The organism is Oculatella sp. LEGE 06141, from assembly GCF_015207605.1.
Classification (GTDB): Bacteria; Cyanobacteriota; Cyanobacteriia; order Elainellales; family Elainellaceae; genus Oculatella.
The window spans coordinates 135,580-152,307 of record NZ_JADEWO010000010.1 but is presented as its reverse complement, the minus strand read 5'-3'; the positions used below and the strand labels follow the sequence as shown (position 1 = coordinate 152,307).

At 50.5% G+C, this 16,728-nt stretch carries 16 protein-coding genes; 6 read left to right on the top strand and 10 right to left on the bottom strand.

Annotated elements, in window-relative coordinates:
- Window positions 1-53 precede the first annotated feature (53 nt).
- Window positions 54-143 carry a PEP-CTERM sorting domain-containing protein gene (locus IQ268_RS33360; RefSeq protein WP_370584656.1) on the top strand — a complete coding sequence of 30 codons (90 nt, stop codon included), beginning with the start codon at window positions 54-56 and terminating at the stop codon, window positions 141-143.
- A gap of 241 nt (window positions 144-384) precedes the next feature.
- Entirely contained in the window at window positions 385-2,766 is a 2,382-nt protein-coding gene (gene recJ, locus IQ268_RS10050; protein WP_193878038.1) for a single-stranded-DNA-specific exonuclease RecJ, read from the top strand.
- 51 nt (window positions 2,767-2,817) lie between these two features.
- Here recJ and IQ268_RS10045 read toward each other — a convergent pair whose 3' ends face one another.
- From IQ268_RS10045 to IQ268_RS10005, 9 genes are all read right to left on the bottom strand, one after another.
- Window positions 2,818-3,177, bottom strand: coding sequence for a co-chaperone YbbN (locus IQ268_RS10045; RefSeq protein ID WP_193878036.1), 360 nt, complete (start codon window positions 3,175-3,177; stop codon window positions 2,818-2,820).
- A 138-nt stretch (window positions 3,178-3,315) separates the two neighbouring features.
- Window positions 3,316-4,029, bottom strand: coding sequence for an NnrU family protein (locus tag IQ268_RS10040; RefSeq protein ID WP_193878034.1), 714 nt, complete (start codon window positions 4,027-4,029; stop codon window positions 3,316-3,318).
- 106 nt (window positions 4,030-4,135) lie between these two features.
- A complete protein-coding gene (locus IQ268_RS10035) occupies window positions 4,136-6,070 on the bottom strand; it encodes a serine/threonine-protein kinase (protein ID WP_339383236.1) in 1,935 nt (644 codons plus the stop codon).
- A 43-nt stretch (window positions 6,071-6,113) separates the two neighbouring features.
- On the bottom strand, window positions 6,114-6,770 hold the full coding sequence (locus tag IQ268_RS10030) for a V4R domain-containing protein (RefSeq protein ID WP_193878032.1): 657 nt from the start codon (window positions 6,768-6,770) through the stop codon (window positions 6,114-6,116).
- Window positions 6,771-6,835: 65 nt separating this feature from the next.
- A complete protein-coding gene (locus IQ268_RS10025) occupies window positions 6,836-7,327 on the bottom strand; it encodes a hypothetical protein (RefSeq protein WP_193878030.1) in 492 nt (163 codons plus the stop codon).
- Window positions 7,328-7,414: 87 nt separating this feature from the next.
- Window positions 7,415-7,726 carry a hypothetical protein gene (locus tag IQ268_RS10020; protein WP_193878028.1) on the bottom strand — a complete coding sequence of 104 codons (312 nt, stop codon included), beginning with the start codon at window positions 7,724-7,726 and terminating at the stop codon, window positions 7,415-7,417.
- On the bottom strand, window positions 7,723-8,406 hold the full coding sequence (locus IQ268_RS10015) for a V4R domain-containing protein (protein ID WP_193878026.1): 684 nt from the start codon (window positions 8,404-8,406) through the stop codon (window positions 7,723-7,725). The genes IQ268_RS10020 and IQ268_RS10015 overlap by 4 nt, the downstream gene beginning before the upstream one ends.
- Window positions 8,407-8,863: 457 nt before the next feature.
- Window positions 8,864-9,349, bottom strand: a complete 486-nt coding sequence (locus IQ268_RS10010; RefSeq protein WP_193878024.1) for a 2Fe-2S iron-sulfur cluster-binding protein — start codon at window positions 9,347-9,349, stop codon at window positions 8,864-8,866.
- An 11-nt stretch (window positions 9,350-9,360) separates the two neighbouring features.
- Window positions 9,361-10,302 carry a hypothetical protein gene (locus IQ268_RS10005; RefSeq protein WP_193878022.1) on the bottom strand — a complete coding sequence of 314 codons (942 nt, stop codon included), beginning with the start codon at window positions 10,300-10,302 and terminating at the stop codon, window positions 9,361-9,363.
- 382 nt (window positions 10,303-10,684) lie between these two features.
- On the opposite strand from IQ268_RS10005, the gene IQ268_RS10000 reads away from it, so the two are divergent.
- The 4 genes from IQ268_RS10000 (at window position 10,685) to IQ268_RS09985 (ending at window position 15,859) form a co-directional block, all read left to right on the top strand.
- Window positions 10,685-11,704: a LysR family transcriptional regulator gene (locus IQ268_RS10000; RefSeq protein WP_193878020.1), complete on the top strand. Its 1,020-nt coding sequence runs from the start codon at window positions 10,685-10,687 to the stop codon at window positions 11,702-11,704.
- Between the two features lie 11 nt (window positions 11,705-11,715).
- The gene (locus tag IQ268_RS09995; protein WP_193878018.1) at window positions 11,716-13,212 is read left to right on the top strand and encodes a serine/threonine-protein kinase; all 1,497 of its coding nucleotides are present in this window, start codon (window positions 11,716-11,718) and stop codon (window positions 13,210-13,212) included.
- A gap of 53 nt (window positions 13,213-13,265) precedes the next feature.
- Window positions 13,266-14,681 (top strand): ABC transporter substrate-binding protein, encoded by a 1,416-nt coding sequence (locus IQ268_RS09990; RefSeq protein ID WP_193878016.1) that lies wholly within the window; start codon window positions 13,266-13,268, stop codon window positions 14,679-14,681.
- Window positions 14,682-14,788: 107 nt separating this feature from the next.
- Window positions 14,789-15,859 carry a PstS family phosphate ABC transporter substrate-binding protein gene (locus IQ268_RS09985; protein ID WP_193878014.1) on the top strand — a complete coding sequence of 357 codons (1,071 nt, stop codon included), beginning with the start codon at window positions 14,789-14,791 and terminating at the stop codon, window positions 15,857-15,859.
- A gap of 63 nt (window positions 15,860-15,922) precedes the next feature.
- Here IQ268_RS09985 and IQ268_RS09980 read toward each other — a convergent pair whose 3' ends face one another.
- Window positions 15,923-16,624 (bottom strand): Crp/Fnr family transcriptional regulator, encoded by a 702-nt coding sequence (locus tag IQ268_RS09980; RefSeq protein WP_193878012.1) that lies wholly within the window; start codon window positions 16,622-16,624, stop codon window positions 15,923-15,925.
- Window positions 16,625-16,728 lie beyond the last annotated feature (104 nt).

Below are 16,728 nucleotides of genomic sequence, written 5' to 3'. Positions count from 1 at the left end.
CCCCAACCCCGCCGCCCAACAACGAAACCCCTGACCCCGATAAACCAGCCAAGGTGCCAGAACCGGGAACGGTTGCCGCATTGGCGATCGTTGCCGCTGGAGCCTTCAAGTTCTCAAAGAAGAAAGAGTCAGTGCAGGCTTAGAAATTAGACGGTACCTCTTTGTAAGGGCTGATTGATGGCTGATTCTTTTGACCTACAAAAAACCAGCCTCTACTACACACAGACGTGATCGCTAGATAAGCGGACTTGATCGAGTATCAAGTCCGCTTATTATTTGATAATTCACCGTCAGGCGTTGAGCTTAGCCCCTTGGCTCTAGAAACAGCTCTACGTTATAGCTGCCTGGATTCTTTAGAATTGAGAAGCAGCGCACAGTAGGGATATGCTTGAACCCCCTCAATGGCAAGTGAAGCCTCAGTTTGACTTACCCGATTGGTTTATTCAAGCTGTCCATCAGAATGCGCCTGAGGCGGTGGGAGATTACGCCGCACAGATCCTCTGGCAACGAGGAATTCGTGATCCAGCGCAACTGGCTGGGTTTATTAATCCAAATACCTATCAACCGTCTAACCCGTTCGACTTTGGGCCGGAAATGCACCGGGCGATCGCTCGATTGCAGCAAGCCTATCAACAGGCTGAGCCAGTAGCCATCTGGGGCGACTTTGATGCTGATGGCATTACGGCAACAGCGGTGCTGTGGGATGGCTTAGGGCAGTTTTTTCAACCGCAGCAATTAACCTATTACATTCCGAACCGCTTAGCCGACTCGCACGGTTTATCAACCGCAGGTATCGATCGCCTGGCCGCCCAGGGCTATTCTCTGATCGTCACCTGCGATACGGGCAGCACTAACCTCAAGGAGATTGATTATGCGCTTGGGTTAGGTATTGATATCATCGTTACCGATCATCACACGCTGCCTGCCGATCGCCCTCCCGTAACGGCTATCATCAATCCTCGATCGCTGCCTGCTGACCATCCGCTAGCGCATCTGTCGGGTGTGGCGGTGGCCTATAAACTGGTTGAAGCACTCTACCAAACCCTGCCAACGGTACCGACTCATCCGTTAGAAGACTTGCTAGATTTAGTCGCGATCGGCCTGATTGCCGACCTGGTTGAACTGACTGGCGATTGTCGCTATTTGGCTCAGCGGGGCATTGAGCAGCTTCAGCAGCATCAAAAACAGTTACAGCCACGCCGTCCCGGAATCGCTCGACTGTTGGAACTATGCAAAAAAAGCGGCGATCGCCCCACCGATATTTCGTTTGGCCTTGGCCCTCGCATTAATGCAATCAGCCGCATTTATGGAGATGCTCGTTTTTGTGTCGAATTGTTGACCAGCCGCGATCCGGCTCGCTGTCATCAGCTCGCAGACGAGACAGAGTTAGCGAACACACGGCGCAAAGCCTTGCAAAAAGAAGTTGCACGGCAGGTCTCTGCCAAGCTAGGCGAACTCGATCTATCCACCACTAGCGTTATTGTCTTAGCCGATCCGCAGTGGTCAGTCGGTGTTTTGGGATTGGTTGCAGGTCAAATTGCCCAAGAATACAATCGGCCTACGATTCTTTTAAGTACAGCGACTCATCCTCCAAACGCCGCCACACCAGATGAACCTCTCTTAGCGCGTGGGTCGGCTCGCTCGGTCAACCAAATTGATCTCTATCAGCTCATCAAACCACACGAGGCTATTCTACGGAGTTTTGGCGGTCATCCGTTTGCGGCGGGTTTAAGCTTGCCAGTCGAAAATATTCCGTTGTTTGCAGCCGCCATCAATCGGCAACTGCGAGAACAGCAAGCAGCGCTGTTGCCTGTCACGACCAGTATTCAGGCTGATTTAGTAGTAACAGTCGAACATCTAGGCAAGGAATTGTTTCGCACTCTAAAACTCCTGGAACCCTATGGAATGGGAAATCCTGTGCCAAAGCTGCTGGTTCAAAACTGCTGGTTTGAGGATGTTCATCATCGAAACTTGAAGGATCGACGGGGCGGTAAAGTTAGCTTTATCAAAACTGACTTCAAAATTTGGGACGGTTCTGTTAGCGAGGGGTTTCCTGGAGTCTGGTGGGGACATTACAAGGACGATGTGCCCCGTGGTCGATGTGATGCGATCGTTGAACTGGACTTTAACACCTATCAGACCTATCACGTTCGCCTGATAGCGGTGAGTGCCCATGAAGAGAGCCAGAGGGTTGCCGCCAGTTCAGTAGACTGGATAGTCGATTGGCGCAACGTTGACCCAATACCTGTTGTGGCAGAAGATGCTGTGCTGCAAGTAACTCAATGCCCCAGCAGTTGGGAGGAGTTACAGATCTGGTTTCGCAGAGCCATTCGAGAGCAAACAAAGCTGGCGATCGCCTATTCTTTGCCTAAGATGAGTTCTCCAACTCAGGTATGGCAACGGCTGGTTGGTATTGCCAAATACCTGAGCCGCACAGGTCAACCCGCTACACGCCTTCAATTTCACGACGCGCTAGATATTGGCGATCGCCCACTAGCCGTTGGCATGAGATGCCTCAAACAGTTTGGGTTCGAACTGACAGCATCCGAGGATGGCATCCAGGTTCGTTGGCATGGCTCAACCCAGCCCAATCTCTCTGAACCGGAGATGTCTCAGGCGATCGCTCAGTTCCTGGGGGCGGTTCAAGAAGAACAATTTCGCTACGAGTATTTTTGCAAAGTTCCTCTGTCAACCATCCAGGCTGTTGCCAGTTATGCCGCTCAATTGCATCATTTGCCAGATGACCAAAGCACCAAATGCGCCTGATACACCTAATATGGCCTTCAGTGTTACTACACCTGTTGATCTATTAGGTTACTAGGCTGGATAACTGTAACTCACCGCAAGTGCTTCAAGCGCCAGTTGAATCTTGTTAGATGTAACCTGGAAATCATCGCGCGATCGAAATTCATCTAGCCGATTCAAGAGTTTCCCTCCGTCAAACAACATAACGGTTGGTAGGGTTTGTAGTCGGTAAGTGTTAGCCAGCTTCAGGTTTTCATCAGCATTAATGCTGACCAGCTTGATCTGTCCACCCCATTCATCTTGCAGCTCAGACAACATTGGATTAACCAGACGGCACAGGCCACACCAGGGTGCCCAAAAGTTAACGAGAACAGGAATAGGAGACTTTAAAACTTCGTCTGTAAATGTCTGTTCATTAACAGCTAATATCATGATTCCTCTAAAGTTTAGATTTTAAAGTCGCTTTGGGATCATTCTAAAGGGATTTGGATCAGAGGCGGAGGCTGATTTCCAGGCTTATCGAGATTTCCTAACGTCTGAACGGCGACGTTGAGGTTTGCTAAAAGCCACTTACCAGCCCACACGCTGCGTTGAACTAATCAGTAGGGGATGTGCCCACCAAAGCAACAGCACAAAGACTGCAATTCCTGCATACGCTGGACGCAAAAATTCTGAGAACTTCAAGGATTGCTGCCCTCGTAAGCAGGCACCGAACGGCACAATAGATGTCCGTGCTTTGACCGCTTCAAATGCCTCTCCGTAACGAGCGCTGAGACGGCGATCGCCATGCCACACTCCAAACACATGGTGCAATATCAATCCGATGGAGGTAACTACCATAAAGGTCGTTCCTAACCAGAGCGTATGGGCAATGCACCAGATCACCTGACCAACCATTTGGGGATGGCGAGTAATGCGAATAATGCCGCTTTCAAACAGGTGAACTTGCGGCTTCTGAATGGCAGCAATCTCTAGCAAATTGAAGGTCGCTGGATAGAGGAAGATAAACGAAATACCAGACAATACCCACACGGCCACATCAACGCCGGGGACACCCTGCACGTTCCAAAGCCGTAGGCCGTCATAACGGTGATTGATAAAGTAGACGATCAACACTGTAGCCAGCGGCAGACTAACCAGGGCAAACAACACTCGATACAGTCGGGCACCTATACGCTTTTCACCAAACGGGCGCAAAGCGGCTAACCCACTGTGGGCGATCGCAAAGCCGATGAGCAGCCCAACCATGACAAAATGGCTAGACGTAAGCCAATCAAAAGGCATGTTAAATCTGAAACCTAAAACAGAGAATGCGAAGAGTTACCGTTTATAGATTACCGCTTTTTCTAAAATTCCAGGATGAACCAGAGCATCCATACGATTAGAATTCTTACAACAACCAATTAACCTCTAACTCTTTCAGATTTAAAGTGTATAGGTTTCCTCGGTTTTCAGCCCAGGTAGCTACGAGCAACCCATGAGGATAAACCGGAGCGATCGCTGTGACGGGAGCGGGCAAATTTAGCCGACTGAGTTGCTGCCCCTGTCGATCGAGAAATACCATCTGACCACAGGCATCCGCAAGAACATATCCCCAGGTCGCAGCGTATAGAAATTGAGGCAAAATTTCAACAGCAAACCGTGCCACCCGAAAGGGCTTCAAATCCACCAACAGCACCGAGTAAGGATCATTGCAATCGGTTGCCAGTAAACGGTATAGGGTAGGAGTAAGCACCACGCGTTCCAGACAGATGGGTAGCGTGAAGGCCGTTATCCGATTTCCCCGTCGAGTAAACACCTCGATCAACGTTCCCAACGACGCTTTCGCAGGACTCGCTGCCCCCCTAACCGGAATCGATGAGATGACCGCAGCATGTCTAGAATCCAGTGCCAGCAGCTTTAAGCCATGATCTGTGGAAGTTGACGCACGCAGCAGGATCGGAGAAGACCATGTCACCTTCGTGAGTGGGTTGGAGAGTCGCCCAAACCGCAACGCAGATTTATTGGAGTCAGAAGTGGGGGCAACTGCTGCTATCCAGCGTCCTTTGGGGTCGATGGCGACAGTACTGTTTTCGGCCAACGCAGTGACGAATTGCGGAGTAACCTGCTGTAATTCAGTTCGGGCAACCAAATAGAGCGCCTTAGCGGTTGCAGCAAAGCATCCATGCGGAGACGCAAACACTGTTTGTAGAGGCTCAGCAAATGAACCTGTGCCGAATAGCGTAGGCGCAACAATAACGGGTTGGCTGCTCTTGTCTCTACATAGCTGGGAGGTGTGCCTGAGAATCTGAAGCTGCTTGCCCGCTGCTCTATACCAATCAGCCGTTGGACGGTCTAACGCATTGATCTGCGATCCTGGGACTGACTCATCCTGTGGTTCCTCCACGGCTACGATCTGCCTAACCGGAGCCGTCAGCAATTCCTGTTGCTGATAGTGAAACGGACAAATTGGTAGGGTGACAGCCGATCGCAGCAACGGAAGCTGAGCCGATTGTGGATCAAGCCAGGAACCCGATCCCTCTGTCATGGCAATCGCCCTTAACAGGGCTAGCATCTCTCCTGCCGAGCGAAATCGACGTGCCGACAGCTTTTGCAGCGAGGTCACTATCAGCGGATGCCACAGGTCTGGAATGCTCTGAGGCAGTTTTACAGGGCAGTTGAGATGAGCCGACATCAGCTCCGCAGGGGTTCCTGAAAACGGGCGTCGCCCGGTGAGTAGCTCAAATAGAAGAATACCGACAGAATATAAGTCAGATGTGATCGAATACTGACCATAAAACCGCTCAGGAGCCATGTAGGCAGGAGAGCCAGTATTGCCAGTTTCATCGTTTGCAAGCTCCTGGCTCAGCCGAGCAATGCCGAAATCAGAGATTTTAGCAGTCCACCCGTGTGGCTGTAGGGTCAAAAGGATATTTTCGGGCTTGATGTCGCAGTGTACAATTCCCTGACTATGAGCTTGTTCTAGTCCTGCCAGTACGTCTGCAATTAGCTTTAAGCTTTGCGATACGCTTAAACACACCCCTTCGTTCATTAGCTGGCGGAGTGTTCCCCCTTCGCAATAGTCCATCACTAGGCATCGCCCAGTTCGGGTATGTTCCAACGCCTGACAGTTAACGATGTTGGGGTGTTGCAAACTTAAAAGAAATCGCAATTCCCGCAAAAACTGATGGGTTGGGAACCGCTGATGTTCTAGATTTTTCAGCGCGACCAATCGACCTGTCTGCCGATGCACAGCACAATAGACTTGACCAAATTGTCCCTGCCCAACCAGCCCAAGAAGACGGTATTTAGAGCCTTTCAACTCTGTTCCTAATCGATCTGACACGGTGTAGCAGGGGATGACTTCCCAAATGTAGGATGATTGGTCGCTAGTGATGACAAAGTTGCTGCATGATGGCATCGTGGTCGAGGTTCGTTACCATCGTTTCGGCTGGTTCAACGCGTTTAGCCAACCCCAGGATGAAACGGTTACAGTCGGCTCCCATCGACTCACATGTGGTTTGAATACAATGTAAATCTCGGCCAGTCAGTTGGCTAAAGAAGGATGACAAAATTCCCGCTTCCAAAAAACAGACCGGTTGCGATTGAGGCAGGGCTAGCCGAGCAAAAGGAGAGTTCCAAATGTTGATAACTAGAAATCCTCGGTGTTGATAGGTTTGGTCGAGGTCAATCTTGCCCCACCCGTGGGTGATCCAGCACTGCTTCAGGCAGTGCATAAATTCGACCATGTCCATATCAGCCAACGGTGTTCTGTAGTAATCCGTTAGGTCTTCACAGAAGCGAGCGTAAAAGTTCTTGCCCCACCAGCGACCGCAGTTGAACAAAACGAGACGAGCAGCCTGCCCCGTTTCTTTATCCAGTCCAGAATAAATTCCCTGCAACAGCGTTTCTGGCAACGCCAGGAGACGACCACCTTGCCGATTTTCCAGCAAGCCCATCTCCAGATCTCCCCGAACATAGGCATCGGTTGCAAAGTAGTTTCCAGGGATGCGATCGTCAACGAGTAAATCAGCGACGGAAATCATAGCGAACGTTCCAGGAGTGATTGAAGAGTTTGTAGAGAATGTGACCAATTCAGCGTGATTAGACTTTATCGACCGTTGGCCGAAGCCGTCATGGGAGGGTGCTTAAAGAGTGCCGTCTCAACTAGGGTCAACATTGGGCTGAGATAGCGCATGTAGCGAATTCCAAGCACTTGGCGCAGTTCTTGATTGAGTAACTGATAAAGAGCAGTGTCGATCGCCTCGGTACTGTAAACGTGCATCCTTTGCTCCAGCCAGGACAACAAGCGGTCTTGCACGAATTTCTCGTCGTTGAGCAACGCACCGATCGCGCAGTAGCGCAAGGCCAGGAGTGCATTCTTGATGCTGCGCTCTAGAGCTTCGACGGTTTCCTGAGCCATCTCAACCTGAAGCTGATCGGCTACTTTCTGCATGATGTCCAGCTCACGGTCTCGTATCATCCGGTAGGTTTCCATGCGCTCTGGCAGAGAGTCTACATACTGGCTCAGCACGTTCAGTTCTTCGGTACGAAGATAGCGGTTTTCAGCTTCATCAAAAATGGTTTCGATTTGTGAATGCATAGGTCTAACTGTCAGAAAAGGGTGGGGCAAACAGGATCTACCATCGGGTCTATCTCAAGCAAAATCTACAGACACAAGGAACGCAGATTAGAACAAATCTGAAAAGTCGTCCAGCGTAAAGTCTTTTGCATCTGTGAGGACGGTTGGCGAATCTGATAGGGGCGGCGCAGCGATCGCCGCCCCGTCCCAGGCGACCGCGCCAAAGAACTGACTCACACTCAACGTCATACTGAGCGGAGTGCCCTCCTCCATTGCATTCAGTTTTAGTTCTTGAACCTCAGGTGGGCTGTCGTCCCAATTGAAGGTAGTAAAGAACTCTTGCACCGAAGCGCGTAGCCAGACTGGAGGATTAACCAACGCAGACGAGCCGTTCGTCTGAACCAGATTCATGGTACTCATCCCAATCGATCTCCTACCCGCAGCCGTTTTTCGATGTCTTTAGCCGTTGCTCCTTCATTCATCCAGAACGCAGCGGCATCAATTCGGTCTTGACCTCCGATCAAAAATTTGCAGTAGGTCTCGCCCATGGAATAGCACTGAATTTCAATACAGCTCAACTGTTTTTTAACCAGCTCTGTAAAGAAACCCGCAAACAGCCCCGCATAGAGAAAGCAAACGGGTTTTCCAACATCACCGAGGGAACGGGCAACCGCAGAATCGAAGACATTGATAAACATAAACCCCTGCTTGCGATCGCCCATATCGACTTCCCACCGTCCCCACCCTTGGGAAGTGAATGGCCACCACCAGGTTTCAAGCAAGAATAAAAGATTGGTTTGACGCACACTCCGCTCAAACTCTCTTTCAAACCATGTTTCAAAGAAGAAAGCGTCTTTTTGTCCCCATTCGCAGCCAATGGTATACATGGTGGCCGCAGACGCATCGCCCACTTCCTCTTCTAAGCCTTCGACTAAGCCGATAATAAAGTCTTCTGTTGTGAGAACATTTTGCGCTCCATTCCAGTCTGTGATGTTGCCTTTGTCGGGGTCAAACTGGAAAAAATCGCGAAACCCATAATGGTTGTGCTTTTTAGGATTTCTGAGCCTGGCGGGATTTTGATTCGGAGTTGCGATCACCATAGTTTTCTTGGCAAATTCTGGTAGACAGGAATGGCGACAATGGGAGTAAGACCAGGCATGTTCAACCTGGAGGTCGTGAGCCGAAAAGAGGGAAAAAATGGGTCGTTAACGCTCACACAGCAAACGGCACGCGTTCACGTGAATTGAGGTTGTTAAACGAAGTGGGAGAGTGCTTAAACAGAGCCAGGGAAGCGTGATCGAATGTGGCTTTACGAGGACTACTCTTAGTTTTGAATATTCCCTGTGGTTATAGAGAACTAACGCTCCTGGCTGACTGGCAATGTTTCTCAATGGAGGCATCAATCAAGCATTGGGTTGCCTTCTCCAACTGGATTGGTTGTTGCCAGATAAGCTGCTCCGTTGCCGTTAACTTTTATTGCTTTTTGGGGCGGACTGGTTCAACCATCTTGAATGCAAGCGGTTGAGGTGCGCTCAGTGCCTCCGTCCGATTTTGAGCTTAGGTGTCGCTACTCATAGAAAAGAACTCACCCATTTTGAAGCTAGTAGAGTCCTGGATTTGCTTAAGCATTGACCGAGTAATCAGTTTTCCAGATTCGACGAGAACCTGACCGGTTAGAGGATGAAGCAGGTCTTGTTCTGCTCTGCGTCCAATTAATGCCTCGATATCCTGGATCGAGTTGATGTACATACCAGGTGGTAGCTCAACCACAACACCGTTGGTTAATACCCTGGCCTGACAGGCGAGTCGGGAGTTGGTTTTGCAGGTGGTGATCACCTCCAGAGTTCGCTGTTCTCGGCGGTTGATTGGTGAAAGGGCTTCCATCCCATCTGTAACGTAGACATGGCAGGTAGCGCACATGCCCCGACCACCACATTCGCGCAAAACGTCTAAATCTTTGTTGATCAAGACCGATAGCAAGTTGCCATTCGTCTCTACTGAGGTCTCTTGGGCGATCGGTTCTAATCTAACGGTTTTAGCCATTGTCTTCCTCTTTACAAACGATGATGGGGTTGCTCGAACAGTAAATGCCGTTGATGGTCATCCAGTGCCCGTTCGATAATGAGCGGAAAGTCGCGAATCACCTTTGCACACCGTTGAATAAAAGTGGCAATCCACTCTTGCACCCAACGATGCTGCTCTGCCGTCAAACTGGAAGGATGTGTGGAACGGTCTGCTGGGGCAAAGTTCAGGTGAGCAGCACGGTCAATTTCAAACTGACCCAGCCAATCTACTGTTGTGGGGCGGCTGGATTTCCAGTAATTTGTGACCACGTTGGTGCCCAAGTATTGCGTTGTGAACTGGCTCAGGTAGTTTAGGGCTGCAAGCAACTCTTTAAGACTGACATCAGCGTGAACGGACGGGGTGGCAGAACGTTCAGCCTGAAGGAAGGCGGAGGTAAAGCTAGACTGGTCTTGAGGAGCGAAGGAGTGGCGAGGCGGCGGTGGGTCGTCAACGGTTTGAGTTGCGGTGAAAGGCGTGCTTGTTGCTGTTAAACCTGGATACCCAGATGTAACGGAATGACTCTCCGAGCGCCCTTTCCAGTAGTTTTGGTCTGAGAGGGTAAGGTTGCCTGCCAGTAACCGAAACGTGGCGATCGTATTGGAGATGTCTTCTTGCAGTTCGGTCTTCAACCGTTCAACTGCCTGCACATAGCTTGAATAAACTAAGGGTTTGCCCGTTAAGACCAGGAGAATAATGCCATGTTCTAACTTGTAGATATAGACTCGATGCTCAGTGAACTGAAACTCAAAACACTCGAAACCGACCGGTGTTGTTTCAACGACCTGTTGAATTCCTTGAGCCAGCGCTTCTTTTTGCTGAAAGTTTAGGGTTTGATCCACTCCACAAAAGTAGGGACGAGACCGCCCATTCATTAGGGCGACTCCCGCAATTCCTGGTAAATTCAGAAAGTCCTGGACAACCTCCCGCTTCATAAGATGCTTTAGCTACCAAAATAACCAATTGCAGAACAGCCAATTGCAGAACAGCGTACGCCTGTAGCAGGAAATGGATACAGGAAGTGAGGGGACGCAGCTTATGGAGAATTGAATTGCGTGTTGTAAAGTTCTCATCGACCTAACGTCCGTCTGTTAATTATGATTCTCCTTAGTTCAACTTGCCCATTTTGGGGTTTAGCTTTGATGTCTGAGGCAAAGTTGATTAACGTCGTCTTAAAACACCAGAGCTGTGACACTTGTATATCAAGATGTAGAAAGTGATGCCCGGACACCTTGCTTAAACGGTATGTCTATTCCAACTCGTTCCGGTAACTAACTTGAGCGTTCGGATCTTTCTCTTTTTTTGGGTTTAGCCGTCATGTCTGACCTTCCTTTTACTTTGGATCAGCTCCGCATCCTTAAGGCTATTGCTGCTGAGGGCAGCTTTAAGCGTGCGGCTGACAGTTTGTATGTTTCTCAACCTGCCGTTAGTCTTCAGGTGCAAAACCTGGAACGTCAGCTCGACGTTCCATTGTTTGACCGAGGAGGCAGACGCGCACAGTTGACGGAAGCGGGGCATCTGTTGTTGAGTTATGGCGATCGCATTCTGACACTGTGTCAGGAAACCTGCCGGGCGATCGAAGATTTGCAAAATCTTCAGGGTGGAACTCTAATCGTCGGCGCTAGCCAGACGACAGGAACCTATCTACTGCCACGTATGATTGGTTTGTTTCGGCAGCGGTACTCAGATGTTGCTGTGCAATTGCATGTTCATTCCACCCGTCGTACGGCCTGGAGTGTAGCCAATGGCCAAATTGACCTGGCTATTATTGGTGGCGAGGTGCCTCCTGAATTGCAAGATTCTTTAGAAATTATTCCCTATGCGGAAGATGAACTTGCACTGATTTTGCCCGTCTTTCATTCGTTGGCTCGAACTGTCACCATTCAAAAGGACGACCTCTATAAGCTCCAGTTCATTGCTCTGGACTCACAATCCACGATTCGCAAAGTTATCGATCAAGTTTTAACCCGCTGTGGAATCGAAACTCGGCGATTAAAGGTTGAGATGGAGCTGAATTCGATTGAGGCTATCAAAAATGCGGTACAGGCCGGGTTAGGAGCCGCGTTTGTTTCTATTTCGGCGATCGAAAAAGAGCTGCAAATGGGTATCCTACATCGGGCTCGGATTGAAGGAGTTGTGATTAATCGCGTTCTTTCGGTCATTTATAACCCCAATCGGTATCGGTCTAAAGCCGCGCAGGCATTTAGTGAAGAAATATTGCCACAGTTTGCCACTCACAGACCTGCGCCACCAGAGGAGGCGTTGGAACACCATTCGTCTCCTGGGCCGATAGAGCCGCCGCTTGAAGCGACAACGTCCCACTCTAGTGGTAACTAGGCGACACACTCATGGAAGTTTACTGCACGCGTCCAGGTTGTCCACGCCCCGTCAACCAATTTGCCGATTTGGATAACAACGTCACGCTAAAGACGGTGCAGCAGAAGTTTTGCACAACGTGTGGGATGCCGTTGATATTAATTGGTCGCTATTTGCCGCTGAAACTGTTGGGGAGGGGTGGTTTTGGAGCGGCATTCTTAGCACGCGATCGCTACACGCCAGCGATGCGTCAATGTGTGGTGAAACAGTTTCAGCCATCAGGTGACTTAAATCCAGATCAACTCCAAATTGCCCTCAACCTATTTGAGCGTGAAGGCGAGGTGCTGGAGGAGTTGGGTACTAAGCATCCTCAGATTCCCGATTTATTGGCGTTTTTTGAACTAGATGTTCCTCGGCAAACTCCTGGTAAGGCCGATCAATTTTTCTACCTGGTGCAGGAGTTTATCGATGGACACGACATGGAAGAAGAATTGGCGCAAAAGGGTCGGTTTTCCGAGGAGGAGGTTTTAGAACTGTTGACGGAAATCCTCAAGGTTTTGAAGTTTGTACATGAAAGCGGTTCCATTCACCGCGATATCAAGCCGTCTAACATTATGCGACGGCGGGATGGTCGCCTGTTTTTGCTTGACTTTGGAGCCGTTAAACAGGTGACGGCAGCAGCCGTGGGGCAGCCTGCTAAAGCGTCCACCGGAATTTACTCAATGGGCTATGCGCCTCCCGAACAAATGGCCGGCAGCGTTGTCTATCCGTCAACCGATTTGTATGCGCTGGCGGTCACCTGCATTACGCTGCTTACGGGGAAGCAGCCTAACGAATTGTATGATTCCTACAGCAATGGCTGGAACTGGCGTGCTTATGCTCAGGTGAGCGATCGCCTGGAAGCGATTTTGAACCGGATGCTGCTGCCCACACCGAGCCAGCGGTTTTCATCGGCTGATGAGGTCGTTGAAGCCCTTTCGGCTCCGGGTAGGCGTTCTGCTGCACCACCACCACCGCCGCCGCCCGTCCAACCGTCGCCGTCACCAGCACCATCGCCTGCGCCTCAACGCTCTGCGGCACCCGCTCCCACACCTGCGCCCAGTTCAGCGGCATCTGGGCAGGCCCATCAACCCTTAGCTCAATCACCCTCTGCTAGACCTGGCTTCTCTACTCTGGAACTGCTAGGTGGAGCCATGTTTACCGGGTTTGAAGGAGGGTTATTGGCGATCGCCCTATTCAGCCTGCTGGGAACAACGTTGGTTGGCGCGGGTGCCTGGATCGGATTGTTGGGAATACTCGTTTTTGCCCAAGCCCGTCGCTGGATTGAGAAAGTTGATTTGCTGGTTGTTGCGGCTGCGACATTCGGGATTATTGCTTTTGTGCCGCCGCTGCGATCGCTCGGTCTAATAGTGAACATTGGTAGTCCCATCCCAACTGTTATTGTTTTAGCAGGCTTAACGGCATTAATAGCGGTGGCCGTCACTACTTTATTTAGATTGGTTTATAAGCTGCTCTCAACCCTTCTCTAAAGGTTAATTTGAGCTTAAGGGAACTTGGTGCCTAATTTTTACGGCTCAGATTTATGGCTCAGAAGAATGAAACGCCTGTCTTGATCGTGTCACTGCTGGTGACGATCGTTTTGTTGAGTGCAGGAGTCTGGTGGTTATTCAGCCGCTTTAACTTAGGAGATGTTCTGCCAACCGGTGGAGAGCCTGCCCAAATTGGTCGGTCTCCCAATGCCAATACTCCAGTGCGACAGCGCTTAAGTGTAGGACAACAGGTGTTGCTCTCAGAGGGCGCTTCTGCCCAAAAGCAAGCAGGGGTAGAAGCGCTCGCCTCTGGCAACTTTGAGCAGGCGATCGCCGAATTAGAAGCATCACTGCGGAACAATCGTAACGATCCAGAGGCACTCATTTACCTCAACAATGCTCGAATTGGCGACCAAACCGCGTATACGATCGCCGTTTCTGTTCCGGCTCGTAATGCAGTGAGTCCTGCATTAGAAATTCTGCGGGGAGTGGCACAGGCTCAAGATGAAGTTAACCAGGCTGGCGGCATTAATGGTGTGCCTTTGAAGGTGATGATTGCCAGCGATGATAACGATCCGGCAACCTCTAGAGCCGTGGCTGATGCCCTTGTTGACGATTCATCCGTATTAGGCGTAATCGGTCATTTTGGCAGTGAGGCATCGCTAGCCGCAGGAGAGGTATATCAGCAAGGCGGGCTGGTGATGGTTTCACCCACCAGTACCTCGGCTCAGCTTTCAGATTTGGGCAACTATGTATTCCGCACGGTGCCGAGCGATCGCTTCACAGCCGCCGCTCTCTCGCGCTACATGGTTAACCAGGCACAGCAGCAAAATGCAGCCGTGTACTTCAATTCCAGCAGCGACTATAGCCGATCGCTCAAGGATGAGTTTACAACGGCAATTTATGGCGATGGTGGGCAAGTTGTGGCAGAGTTTGACCTATCTACCCCAACCTTTGATGCGGTTGATTCAGTGAACCAGGCGCAACAGCAGGATGCAGATGTTCTGGTTTTGTTAACCAACACCGCGACCTTGGATCAGGCGTTGCAGGTTGTGACGGTGAATCGACAACAACTCTCAATCTTAGGCGGAGACAGTGTTTACACGTCAAAAACACTTCAGGTTGGAGGAGATGCCGCCGTTGGCATGGTGGTTGCCGTTCCCTGGAATCTGCAATCGAACACCCAGTCCGAGTTTGTGCAAACGTCTCGACAACTCTGGGGTGGAGATGTTAACTGGCGAACGGCGATGGCGTACGATGCCGCCAGGGTTTTAATTGCCGGGTTAGAAACCAATCCAACTCGCCAGGGAGTTCAGCAGGCGATCGCCGCATCTGGTTTCTCAATCGCAGGGGCAACGGGGCAGATTCGGTTCTTGCCTTCGGGCGATCGCAATCAAGCCACACAACTGGTTGAAGTGGAACCTGGCTCGCGATCGGGCTATGGCTTCGATTTTGATTTGGTTCAATAACCTGACCACCTGATTGGGGGATTGAGTTCAGGATGTATTCTAGAATCGGGTCAACCGCCAACACTTTAGGGCATCTTAGGTAGTGTGGTTGTTGTGATGGCTTCCCTATGTCGCAAAAGAATGACACTCCGGTTCTCGTTGTCTCGTTGCTGGTTACAATCGGGTTGCTTGGCGCTGGATTTTGGTGGTTTACTCGACAGTCTACTGGGGGGCTAGGCGGTTTGCTGGGTTCTAGTTCGTCGTTGCCCAACGAAACAGCCAACGAAACAGCCGCCACTACCTCTCCACCCCCTGCGGTGGCTGAGAGTTTTGCTGGGGTGCCGAATGTTCCCTCCGGATTGTTTTCCTATGGTGGCAGCACAACGTGGGCACCTGTTCGTGGAGAAATAGATCCCTTAATTCAAACTGTTTTTCCCCAGTTTCGTTTGCAGTATCGGAGTCCGTTGAGCGGGACTCCCGGTTCTGGAACTGGAATTCGGATGCTGTTAGATAACCAGTTAGCCTTTGCTCAATCCTCTCGCCCTTTAACTACCGAAGAGTATCAAGAGGCGCAACAACGTGGCTTTACGCTCAAGGAAATTCCTGTAGCGCTTGAGGGCATTGCGATCGCAGTTCATCCCAGTCTTGCGGTGACTGGCCTCACGATCGAACAACTTCGAGACATTTACACCGGGCAAATTACTAATTGGAACCAGGTAGGTGGCCCCAACTTACCAATCAGCGTTTATTCTCGTCCTAACGATGGTGGTACGGTCGATTTCTTTATCGAAAATATTTTAAACGGCAGTCCGTTTAGTCGTAGCGTACAAATTGTGCCAACCACCACCCAGGCTCTGCGGGATGTTGCTGCGAATCCCGGCGGCATTTACTATGCATCGGCTCCAGAAATTGTGGGGCAATGTACAACTAAACCAATGGCGTTAGGCGTAACTGCAAACCAGTGGGTTGCACCTTATCAAGAACCGTTGATTGCACCATCCCAGTGCCCAGCTCAGCGCAACCAAATTAACTCAACTGCATTGCAGAGCGGCGAATATCCAATTACCCGCCGTCTGTTCGTAATTGTGAAACAAGACGGCCAAGCCGACCAGCAAGCTGGGGAAACCTACGCCAACCTGCTGCTAACTGCTCAAGGACAAAATCTGCTCAATCAAGCCGGATTTGTGTCTATTCGTTGATGAAATTTCGAAATGGGGGCTGTAAAAATCAACAGTAGATGAAACACACTCGACCCGCCTTGCTTAGCCTCGGCTTCTAGACGCGATCGACTCAGCCGGCAGGCACAGCAAGTTGTCGCCATAGGTGCGAATCAAACCTCGCTGGCGTAATTTACCCATCAACCGAGTGACGGTAACGCGAGTAGAGCCGATTGCACTGCCGATTTGAGCATGGGTTAGTGCCCAGGGCAGGCAATAGCCTTCATCACAGGGTTCTCCAAACTCTTCAATCAGCAGGGTCAAAAACCCTAACAGGCGATCGATGGTACGGCGCTGACCCAGGGTACTTAGCCACAGCAGCTTGCGCTGATGTTGATGGCGAAACGCATCAAGAACTTCACGACGAAAATGGGGCCAGTTGTCTAAATCGTGCCAGTAGAGCCAAATGACAGCCGTTTGATCCACATGAGCAAAACTCTGAAGCGTAAAGGGAGATTGAGCCACAATTTCGAAGGGTTGTCCGGCTCCAACAAACCCCAGAAACGCTTCCTCTGAGTTGACGCGGGGAACCCGAGACGAGGCGCTCGTTGTCGCACTGACTTGCGCTTCACCAACTAGCCGTACCGAACCCCGTTGAACTAGATACAGCAATCCGGCACGCGCCGGGATTTTTTCATCCTTGCCGAAGGTGCGGCACCGATAGTGTTCCTGTGCCCAATCTAGAATGCGCTGCCAGGTCAGGAAGGGACGAGATGTTTCAGACTGTTGTGTAGATACTGAGTACATAATTTAGGGAGTTCTGAGAATCAGTAGAGGTATAGTTTGGACTCTTGACTGAACGGATACTTGACAAGCTTGACTCGACTCCCCACACCAAATCAGTTGACAGG

Coding starts and splice junctions, on each gene's coding strand:
- recJ (WP_193878038.1), top strand. CDS start 385: ATGCTTGAACCCCCTCAATGGCAAGTGAAGCCTCAGTTTGACTTACCC.
- IQ268_RS10045 (WP_193878036.1), bottom strand. CDS start 3,177: ATGATATTAGCTGTTAATGAACAGACATTTACAGACGAAGTTTTAAAG.
- IQ268_RS10040 (WP_193878034.1), bottom strand. CDS start 4,029: ATGCCTTTTGATTGGCTTACGTCTAGCCATTTTGTCATGGTTGGGCTG.
- IQ268_RS10030 (WP_193878032.1), bottom strand. CDS start 6,770: ATGATTTCCGTCGCTGATTTACTCGTTGACGATCGCATCCCTGGAAAC.
- IQ268_RS10025 (WP_193878030.1), bottom strand. CDS start 7,327: ATGCATTCACAAATCGAAACCATTTTTGATGAAGCTGAAAACCGCTAT.
- IQ268_RS10020 (WP_193878028.1), bottom strand. CDS start 7,726: ATGAGTACCATGAATCTGGTTCAGACGAACGGCTCGTCTGCGTTGGTT.
- IQ268_RS10015 (WP_193878026.1), bottom strand. CDS start 8,406: ATGGTGATCGCAACTCCGAATCAAAATCCCGCCAGGCTCAGAAATCCT.
- IQ268_RS10010 (WP_193878024.1), bottom strand. CDS start 9,349: ATGGCTAAAACCGTTAGATTAGAACCGATCGCCCAAGAGACCTCAGTA.
- IQ268_RS10005 (WP_193878022.1), bottom strand. CDS start 10,302: ATGAAGCGGGAGGTTGTCCAGGACTTTCTGAATTTACCAGGAATTGCG.
- IQ268_RS10000 (WP_193878020.1), top strand. CDS start 10,685: ATGTCTGACCTTCCTTTTACTTTGGATCAGCTCCGCATCCTTAAGGCT.
- IQ268_RS09995 (WP_193878018.1), top strand. CDS start 11,716: ATGGAAGTTTACTGCACGCGTCCAGGTTGTCCACGCCCCGTCAACCAA.
- IQ268_RS09990 (WP_193878016.1), top strand. CDS start 13,266: ATGGCTCAGAAGAATGAAACGCCTGTCTTGATCGTGTCACTGCTGGTG.
- IQ268_RS09985 (WP_193878014.1), top strand. CDS start 14,789: ATGTCGCAAAAGAATGACACTCCGGTTCTCGTTGTCTCGTTGCTGGTT.
- IQ268_RS09980 (WP_193878012.1), bottom strand. CDS start 16,624: ATGTACTCAGTATCTACACAACAGTCTGAAACATCTCGTCCCTTCCTG.